General features: G+C 51.6%; 9 protein-coding genes. 8 read left to right on the top strand and 1 reads right to left on the bottom strand.

Features of this window, described 5'->3' with window-relative positions; genetic code table 11:
- Positions 1 to 130 precede the first annotated feature (130 nt).
- The 7 genes from EDC52_RS19470 to EDC52_RS19440 all read left to right on the top strand — a co-directional run bounded on the left by EDC52_RS19470 (position 131) and on the right by EDC52_RS19440 (position 6,257).
- Positions 131 to 1,039 (top strand): aldo/keto reductase, encoded by a 909-nt coding sequence (locus EDC52_RS19470; protein ID WP_230468106.1) that lies wholly within the window; start codon positions 131 to 133, stop codon positions 1,037 to 1,039.
- A gap of 14 nt (positions 1,040 to 1,053) precedes the next feature.
- On the top strand, positions 1,054 to 1,734 hold the full coding sequence (locus EDC52_RS19465) for a heavy metal response regulator transcription factor (protein ID WP_131867981.1): 681 nt from the start codon (positions 1,054 to 1,056) through the stop codon (positions 1,732 to 1,734).
- A gap of 15 nt (positions 1,735 to 1,749) precedes the next feature.
- Positions 1,750 to 3,207, top strand: a complete 1,458-nt coding sequence (locus EDC52_RS19460) for a heavy metal sensor histidine kinase (protein WP_131867979.1) — start codon at positions 1,750 to 1,752, stop codon at positions 3,205 to 3,207.
- A 65-nt stretch (positions 3,208 to 3,272) separates the two neighbouring features.
- Positions 3,273 to 3,752, top strand: coding sequence for a (R)-mandelonitrile lyase (locus EDC52_RS19455; RefSeq protein WP_131867977.1), 480 nt, complete (start codon positions 3,273 to 3,275; stop codon positions 3,750 to 3,752).
- Positions 3,730 to 4,491, top strand: coding sequence for a carboxymuconolactone decarboxylase family protein (locus tag EDC52_RS19450; protein WP_131867975.1), 762 nt, complete (start codon positions 3,730 to 3,732; stop codon positions 4,489 to 4,491). Before EDC52_RS19455 ends, EDC52_RS19450 begins: the two co-directional genes overlap by 23 nt.
- Positions 4,492 to 4,500: 9 nt before the next feature.
- Positions 4,501 to 5,085 carry a flavodoxin gene (locus EDC52_RS19445; RefSeq protein WP_131867973.1) on the top strand — a complete coding sequence of 195 codons (585 nt, stop codon included), beginning with the start codon at positions 4,501 to 4,503 and terminating at the stop codon, positions 5,083 to 5,085.
- 107 nt (positions 5,086 to 5,192) lie between these two features.
- Positions 5,193 to 6,257, top strand: a complete 1,065-nt coding sequence (locus tag EDC52_RS19440) for an alpha/beta hydrolase (protein ID WP_131867971.1) — start codon at positions 5,193 to 5,195, stop codon at positions 6,255 to 6,257.
- Between the two features lie 174 nt (positions 6,258 to 6,431).
- Here the strand turns inward: EDC52_RS19440 and EDC52_RS19435 are convergent, their stop codons facing one another.
- Positions 6,432 to 6,788 (bottom strand): nuclear transport factor 2 family protein, encoded by a 357-nt coding sequence (locus tag EDC52_RS19435; protein WP_131867969.1) that lies wholly within the window; start codon positions 6,786 to 6,788, stop codon positions 6,432 to 6,434.
- 245 nt (positions 6,789 to 7,033) lie between these two features.
- Here EDC52_RS19435 and EDC52_RS19430 point away from each other — a divergent pair, with 245 nt between their 5' ends.
- Positions 7,034 to 7,474 (top strand): GNAT family N-acetyltransferase, encoded by a 441-nt coding sequence (locus EDC52_RS19430; protein ID WP_165911772.1) that lies wholly within the window; start codon positions 7,034 to 7,036, stop codon positions 7,472 to 7,474.
- The last annotated feature ends 276 nt before the right edge of the window (positions 7,475 to 7,750 follow it).

Raw genomic sequence — 7,750 nt, 5'->3', positions numbered from 1 at the left:
ATTGACACATTCCTGCTTGAACTCATGGGTAAATGTTTTTCTTCGCATTCTCACCTCGTTAGCGTTGCTCATTATATCTCTAACAAAGTGTCCGGAATGATTAGACCATTACATTCCCTGGCGTCCCGAGATGATCAATGTTATCCGTCGGGCATTTGATGAAGGGGTAACGTTCTTCGACGCTGCTGAAGCCTACGGCCCGTTTGAAGTCGAAAAAATTCTCGGGGAAGGCGTCGCCCCGTTCAGGGACAAAATCGTTATCGCCACCAAGTTTGGCTGGAACATTGACCAACAGACGGGTAAGCGTCTGCCGGGCCTTAACAGCAGACCTGAGCATATCAGGCAGGTCGTCGACAATATGCTCAAACGCCTGCGTACCGATCGCGTCGACTTACTGTATCAACACCGTGTTGATCCACAGATCCCGATCGAAGATGTCGCCGGTGTGGTGAAAGATTTAATGGAGCAAGGAAAAGTCCTGCACTGGGGTCTGTCTGAAATGGGCATCAACACGCTGAAACGCGCCCATGCCGCATTACCCGTTACCGCCGTGCAAAGTGAATACTCCATGCTCTGGCGCGGCCCTGAAAAACAGGTGCTTCCGGTGTGTGAAGAGCTGGGCATTGGGTTCGTGCCATGGAGTCCACTCGGCGTGCAGTTTTTAACGGGCTGGATTGATGAGAATACCCGGTTGGCTGCCGGTGATTTCCGCGCGACAGAAACGCGCTTCTCGCCTGAAAACCTGCCACACAATTTACAGCTGGTTGAACTACTGAAATCCTGGGCAATACAAAAAAATGCCGCACCGGGACAGATTGCGCTGGCATGGCTCCTGGCCCGTAAACCCTGGATTGTTCCCATCCCTGGCACCACCAATAAAGACCATATGCTGCAAAACACAGCGGCTACCGGCGTGTCGCTGACTCTCGCCGAGATGACCGAGCTCACCCGCTCACTGGATGCCATTACTATCCAGGGTCAACGTCTTCCGGATGCTGTGCAGGTTTATTCAGATGTTGAAGCACAGATGAAAAGTTAAGAGGAAGTCCCGTTATGCGCCTGTTGTTAGTCGAAGATGAAGAAAAAACGTCAACCTATCTCTCCCGTGCGCTGGGTGAGTCCGGATTTACGGTAGACGTCTCTGCAGATGGCGCTGAAGGTCTCCATTACGCGCTGGAGTTCGACTATGACGCGATAATACTGGATGTGATGTTGCCGGGGATGGATGGCTATCGGGTTCTCGAGGGCGTGCGGGCAGTCAAACAGACGCCGGTTCTGATGCTCTCGGCACGTGGATCGGTAGACGAGCGCGTTAAAGGGCTGCGTCTTGGCGCGGATGATTATCTGCCCAAGCCTTTTTCGCTTATTGAACTGGTGGCGCGTATTCAGGCACTGGTGCGTCGCCGCGCTACGGATGGCGCAGACATCACCCAGCTGCAAATTAACGATCTGCATCTTGACCTGCTGGCCCGCCGGGTATTTCGCGCCGGAACGCGACTGGAGTTGACCGCGAAAGAGTTTTCCCTGTTGAGCCTTCTGGCCCGACATCAGGGAGAGATACTGTCAAAGATGATGATTGCGGAGCAGATATGGGACATGAATTTTGACAGCGATGCCAACGTGGTTGAAGTCGCCATTAAACGTCTGCGAGCCAAAGTGGATGCCCCGTTCGATATCAAACTGCTGCATACCGTTCGTGGCATGGGCTATGTCCTCGAAGTCTGGTCTGAATAAATGAAGGAGATAAGCATGCCTAAGCGTTCCATCTCCGTTCACCTGGCGCTGATGTTTGCCTTATCCGCGCTGCTGATTGTGTCCGTTATCGGCATCCTGCTAAGAAGCTCCTTACATGACTCTTTGCAAAAGCAGATGCACAACGAACTGCTGTTTCGGGAATCATTAATGAGTCCGTGGATCACCGCACGAACCTCGGCTGACGGCTGGTCAACGCTGGCCAATAAATTCACTGTGTTAACCAATTCAGAAGGTGAGCGTGTTCGCTACTGGATAGTGAGCGATAACCCACGCTTTAGCATGGGGGGAACACCGCCGGTGGGTGTTCAGTGGTCTTCTTTACAGGAAGGCTTTAATAAAGTGCCAGGTGCATCAGAAGGTGCATGTTCGCTGTTTCTATTAGTGAAAACCATCCCCGCCAACGGTGAAAGGCCTGAGTTGCGCTATGTGGTTGCTATCGACTCCACACCATATATGGGAACACTTGATGCCTTCACGCGTACATTGCTGATCATTACCGCACTGGGCGTCGTGATTGTCGCCTTACTGGGATACATCGTCTCAAGGATCGGTCTTCGCCCCGTTGGGGCGCTCAGTAAACAGACCCGGCAACTCGCTCCCGGGGACCATGGTCAGCGCCTGAATACCGAAGCATTACCTGACGAATTACAGCATTTAGCATCATCTTTTAATGGCGTGCTGGAACGGCAAGAAGTCGCCTGGAGGCAGCTCGAAAGCTTTAACGCCGATGTTGCACATGAACTCCGTACGCCGCTGACTAACCTGATCGGCCAGACGCAACTGGGGCTATCACGCCGACGCACGCAGGATGAACTGGAAGAGTTATTGGGTTCCAATCTGGAAGAACTTGAACGGATGACATCTATCGTTAACGACATGCTGTTTCTGTCCCATGCTCACGCGGGTGAACATGCTTCCCAGCTTACGCTGGTGTCCCTGCGGGAAGAAACCCTGAAAACCGCGGAGTATGTTGAACCCTCTTTTGCTGAAAAACAGCTTTCGCTGGAGGTTGAGGGCGATGTCACGGCGCACATCGACCGGCGGCTGTTTCACCGCTCGCTGGCAAATTTACTGGAAAATAGCGCAAGACACTCACCGTCCAATAGCACTGTTACGGTGCGCTTAAGCGAAAAAGGTCTTCAGGCCTGGGTAGAAGTTTCGAACCCGGGCGATCCGATAGCACCAGAGCACTTACACCGGCTTTTCGAACGGTTCTATCGCGTCGACACTTCCCGAGCCAGGAGCGATACCCATCATGGGCTGGGCCTGTCTATCGTGCGTGCCGTCGCCATTATGCACCGGGGAGGAGTCTTTGCGCGTAGTGAAAACGGCATCAATACCTTTGGCCTCACCTTTGCGATGCAAGCGGATAACACGGCGGGCAATGCTCGCCCAGGCACTGAGCAGGGATCCGGGTTAACTGACAGAATTGTCAGGGGAGCGTCAGCCTGACGTCATTACCCCCTCGATAAAATCATCGCAGGCAATCCGCCTCTTCAATGATAAGGACGCTTTGCATGATCGGACATTTACGTTACTTCGGGCTGTTACTGCCCTTCTTCACCTTATCATCCTGGGCAGCGGAGCAACATCCCGCTGTCCATATCGCTCCCGCCGGAAGTCAGAACGCGGTGTACGGGCCAGCCGAGAACTTTACCGGACGCGTCAGGGTTGATCCTCTCTTCAAACCGGATAACGACATCCCTGTTTCCGGGGCTTATGTCACCTTTGAGCCTGGTGCTCGTTCCGCCTGGCATACGCACCCTGCAGGTCAGCGGCTGATTGTGACCTCGGGTGTTGGGCTCACCCAACAAGAAGGACAGCCGGTGCAGGTTATCAGCGCTGGTGATGTTGTTTCTTGCCTGGCGGGCATCAAACACTGGCACGGGGCGGCCCCCGGCAGCGCGATGACGCATCTGGCGATAACCGGGATTGTGGATGGCAAAAGCGTTAACTGGATGGAGAAAGTGACAGATGAACAATACCACGCCCATTAAAGCATTAGCGGCAGCGGTACTGCTGACCTTTGGTTTTGGTCTCGTGGCACTTGCTGCGCCCGTCAATAAAGGAGCCTCAGAATTGAACCACGAACAAAAGGTTTCAGATACGTTGTCAGCCAGCCAGCAGGCCATCCCGTTGATTGCGGCATCGATGGCCAGCAGTCAGATGGATAAGCTGAATGCAGCCCTGAATCAGGGTCTTGACGCAGGACTCACCATAAACGAAACCAAAGAGATTATGGTCCAGCTTTATGCCTACACGGGCTTCCCCCGTAGCCTGAATGCGCTTAGTGAACTGATGAAGGTCGTCGAAGCACGTAAACAACGTGGTATCGAAGACGTTGAGGGCAAAGAACCGGTCGCCACCATCCCAGTCGGGGATGAGCTTCGCCGCGTCGGTATCGCAAACCAGACGAAAATCTCAGGCGCTCCCGTCCAGGGACCCCTGTTTGATTTTGCCCCGGTCATTAATCAATTCCTGCAAACGCATCTGTTTGGCGACATTTTCGCCCGCGATAATCTCGACTGGCAAAGCCGCGAGTTGGCAACGGTTGGCGCATTAGCGGCCACACCAGGCGTTGAAGCCCAGCTGTTATCGCATACGCGAGCCAGCATGCGGGTCGGCCTGACGGCAGCGCAGCTACGCCAACTGGCACAGGTTCTGCGTGAACAAGGCGAAAATGATGCAGCAATGCGAGCAGAAAAGGCGCTGCAGCAGGCGCTCGCAAACAATTAGGAGTGGGTTATGGAGCATGATCCCAACCGCAGAATGTTAATCACCGCACTTGCCGGGCTCACGCTGGCAAATGTCTCCCTGGCGACAGCTGCGACCGGAACCGCAAACGTGCAGGGTAAAAGCCGTGTTCTGGTGGCGTACTTTTCCCGCAGCGGAAATACACGGGTGATTGCGGGCGTCATTCACCGCAGCCTGAATACCGATTTATTTGAAATCGAACCAGCTACGCCTTATCCAGAAGACTATTTTCAGACCGTTGAACAGGCGAAAAATGAGCGTGAGCGAGGCGTAAAACCGGTATTCAAAAATAGCGTCGCAGATATCTCCCGCTATGAGACCGTGTATTTAGGCTTTCCGATCTGGGGGACCAGCGTGCCGCCTGTAGTGCAAACGTTTCTCAGCAGCCATAACCTTGCGGGCAAATTACTCATCCCCTTTATTACTCACGGTGGCTACGGTAAAGGAGACAGCGACGACATCCTTACCAGTCTCGCCCCAACTGCGCGTCGGGAAAAACCGCTGGTCCTTGAATGCGACCAGGAGCGAAGAACAACTGAAACGGTCACCCGTTGGTTAGAGACAATTCGCAGTTAATCGTCCGCATTCATGAGTCTGCCAAATAAGGGCAATCAGGGGTGCTAAATAATCAACGCTGACAACTCAGATATGATCGAACGGCAAACATAACAGAGGATGTAATTTTGAAGACAATCTTAAAAACGCTGGCCATCTGCGTAATGGCGGTTGGCCTGGTGGCTCAGTCGGTATATGCCGAGCCGCTGGTCATTCAGGAACAGGGAAGCTTTTCTGCTGGTGGCACTATCATCACCGCACCAGGAACATTTGACGCGAAAAAGCCGCTAGATTCAGTTGGCCAAACCTATCATGGCGATCATGCCTCAGTGTTCTACCAAATTCCGGAAAATCCGCATAAATACCCTATCGTCATGCTGCACGGCGCAGGTCAGTTCTCCCGTACCTGGGAAAGCACTCCGGATGGTCGTGAAGGTTTCCAGAACCTATTCCTGCGTCGCGGGTTCTCAACCTATCTTGTCGATCAGCCACGCCGGGGCAGCGCCGGACGCACTACTGTAGAAGGTACTGTTACGCCTAAACCGGATGAACAGATGTGGTTTAACCAGTTCCGTGTTGGCGTGTGGCCCGAGTATTTTAAAGGCGTTCAGTTCTCTCACGACAAAGAAGCGTTGAACCAGTATTTCCGTCAGATGACCCCAAATACCGGGCCGTTTGATATCAATGTCATCTCTGATGCGATGTCCGCCGTCGTGGATAAATCCGGCCCGGCTATCCTCTTCACCCACTCTCAGGGTGGCGGACCGGGCTGGTACACGGCGATAAAAATCAACAAGGTCAAAGCCATTGTCGCTTTCGAACCTGGCAGCAGTTTTGTCTTTCCGGAAAAAGAACTCCCTGCCCCTATGCCAAGCGCGTTCGACACGCTGAAGGGTGAGCCTGTGCCAATGGAGCAGTTTATGGCACTGACCAAAATCCCGATTCTGATCATTTACGGCGATAACATTCCGGATAAACCTGTCGCCATGCCCGCGCAGGACAGCTGGCGCGTACGTCTGGCGATGGCTCGTGCGTGGCGTGACGTGGTGAACAAGCATGGCGGGGATGTCACTGTGACGCATCTGCCTGAGGTAGGAATCAAAGGTAATACTCACTTTCCGTTCTCTGATTTAAATAATGTGCAGATTGCTGATTTGGTGAGTCAATTCCTGAAGGAAAAAGATCTACAATAGGAAGAGCCAGTATTGAGCCTTCACTAGTGAAGGCTCAATATGAACATCAGTTTTATCAAAAAAAAAAATGGGAACGTGACAGTCTGCTTAGAGCGAAGAACGGACATTGGCTTTTCGTGCCTATAAGAGATACCCACCGGGCGGGTAGGTTTTTTTACCGTGTCATTGCCAAACTTATACCGCACCCGCCTCTGGTGTTCCCTGATGGAAAGCCAGCTCCCATTGCGCCCTGTCAGAATACACCCAGCAGGAAGAACGTAGGGATGCTCGGCTGCCGTCCGAATTAAACGTCTTGTAGTGCAGAATGGCGCAGTACTCTCCCATGCTGATCAGCCGGAAATCACTGCTAAGAATGATCGTTGGACTTAATTCGCCAGCCAGAGATGCTATCGTCTCCGCGCGGTCAACTATTACGCCTGACCGTGTAATTTCCCGAAATTCCGGATGCAAAATCTGTTCAAGCCATTTCCGATCATTCCTCCGGGCACCGTGAAGACTGCATTCAAGTGCTTTCAGCTTTTCCAGGAGCATTTTGCTCACCCTAATTGAACCCTGACAGTTGAATGAATTTATCATAACATCCCAAGGCTAATCTTTAATGGCCCCAAGGGGTAACCTCCGCTTTTGGCACAGGGCTACCCACGACAATACCAAAGGGCATCTATGAGCGAGAAGCGGATATAATTAGCAGCCTTGGAGCTCAAATCCCTATGGTTCTCTAAAGATAATGGCGGATATCATTATCAAAATTTATTATAAAACATGGCGTAAGACTAATGAGTGTCAATGTAAGAACAGCTCAACTTTCTGATATTGATGGTATGTTCGAAGTGAGAACATCGGTAATCGAGAATCATCTGAGTCGTGAAGAAATGCGGCAGATGGGGATTACCGAAAGCGTCGTGGCCGATATGATTGAGAAGAATCATTGCGCATGGGTTGCGACTGAAAAAGACAAAATTATCGGTTTTACAATGATTTTGCCGGATGAAGGTTGTCTTTTTGCGGCCTTTGTTCTCCCGGAATATGAAGGCAGAGGTGTAGGTCGCAGGCTTGTTATGCTAGCTGAGCAGGAATTATTCAAACATCATGAGATTGCTTGGCTGGAAACCGATAAAAATAGTCGCGCGGCGAAATTCTACAGGCAACTCGGCTGGGGCAATGAAACAAATATTAACGGCACTGATATCAAATTAGAAAAACGTCGCGGTATTTAAACCAATTCAACTTCCATCAACGTCCGCTCCTGGCACAGGCTGTGTAGAAACTCGTTTTTTGCAGTATCTGAGTACTATCCTCAGTCAGGGATGCAAGATATTCCTGATATTGACTGTATTCGCTGTGATTTGTATGTAGAGGCAGAAAGAGGCTTTTGTGGCTTGATATGGAGCGCTAATGTGTGTGATTCATAGACATTGTTTCAATTTTCTCAGCTCAAGTTCAAGCTTGTAATTCTGTTCTTGTATATGCTCTTCATCGGGCTGATAGTTTTC

This window comes from Biostraticola tofi (genome assembly GCF_004343195.1).
In the GTDB taxonomy this organism is placed as follows: Bacteria; Pseudomonadota; Gammaproteobacteria; order Enterobacterales; family Enterobacteriaceae; genus Biostraticola; species Biostraticola tofi.
This window is presented reverse-complemented; position numbering and strand designations above follow the sequence as displayed.

What these genes read in the sequence shown, in the direction of transcription:
- EDC52_RS19455 (WP_131867977.1), top strand. Translation starts at nt 3,273, where the DNA reads ATGATCGGACATTTACGTTACTTCGGGCTGTTACTGCCCTTCTTCACC.
- EDC52_RS19470 (WP_230468106.1), top strand. Translation starts at nt 131, where the DNA reads ATGATCAATGTTATCCGTCGGGCATTTGATGAAGGGGTAACGTTCTTC.
- EDC52_RS19435 (WP_131867969.1), bottom strand. Translation starts at nt 6,788, where the DNA reads ATGCTCCTGGAAAAGCTGAAAGCACTTGAATGCAGTCTTCACGGTGCC.
- EDC52_RS19445 (WP_131867973.1), top strand. Translation starts at nt 4,501, where the DNA reads ATGGAGCATGATCCCAACCGCAGAATGTTAATCACCGCACTTGCCGGG.
- EDC52_RS19465 (WP_131867981.1), top strand. Translation starts at nt 1,054, where the DNA reads ATGCGCCTGTTGTTAGTCGAAGATGAAGAAAAAACGTCAACCTATCTC.
- EDC52_RS19450 (WP_131867975.1), top strand. Translation starts at nt 3,730, where the DNA reads ATGAACAATACCACGCCCATTAAAGCATTAGCGGCAGCGGTACTGCTG.
- EDC52_RS19430 (WP_165911772.1), top strand. Translation starts at nt 7,034, where the DNA reads ATGAGTGTCAATGTAAGAACAGCTCAACTTTCTGATATTGATGGTATG.
- EDC52_RS19460 (WP_131867979.1), top strand. Translation starts at nt 1,750, where the DNA reads ATGCCTAAGCGTTCCATCTCCGTTCACCTGGCGCTGATGTTTGCCTTA.